Origin of the sequence: Bradyrhizobium sp. NBAIM08, assembly GCF_020193935.1 — a bacterium.
GTDB lineage: Bacteria > Pseudomonadota > Alphaproteobacteria > Rhizobiales > Xanthobacteraceae > Bradyrhizobium > Bradyrhizobium yuanmingense.
Genome location: NZ_JADYVR010000698.1, coordinates 1 through 421 on the forward strand (window position 1 = coordinate 1; position 421 = coordinate 421).

1 protein-coding gene is annotated in these 421 nt (G+C 65.8%); it reads right to left on the reverse strand.

The features are described from left to right. Positions 1–421: substrate-binding domain-containing protein (locus I6F37_RS41625; RefSeq protein ID WP_225154615.1), on the reverse strand; the 421-nt coding region annotated here is incomplete at both ends.

Here is a 421-nt window from a genome sequence, read left to right on the forward strand (position 1 = left end):
TATAAGAGACAGCCCTTGGTGCCATGGATGGTGATGATCTTGACCTCACCCGGCTGGACTCCCGCGGCCTGGAGGGCCGCGACAGCACCGAGTGCCATCTCGTCGTTGTGGGCGTAGATGCAGTTGATCTCGGGATGGGCGGTGATGAGCTGCTCCGTGACCGTCTGGCCCTTCGCCCGCTCGTAGTCCGCCGCCTGCTCCGCGATCAGCTTGATCTGGGAGTTGGCACTGGCGAGCCCTTCCTTGAACCCGGCGTTGCGGTCGTCGGTGACGTTGACGCCCGCGGCGCCGAGGAGGATCGCCAGGTTGCAGTTGTCACCGGTCTCGCGGATCATCGCCGCGGCCGCCTGCTGTCCCTGGCGCACGAAGTTCGAGCCGACCCAGCCGATGTAGTCCGAGCAGGCCGTCTTGGTGGTCAGGG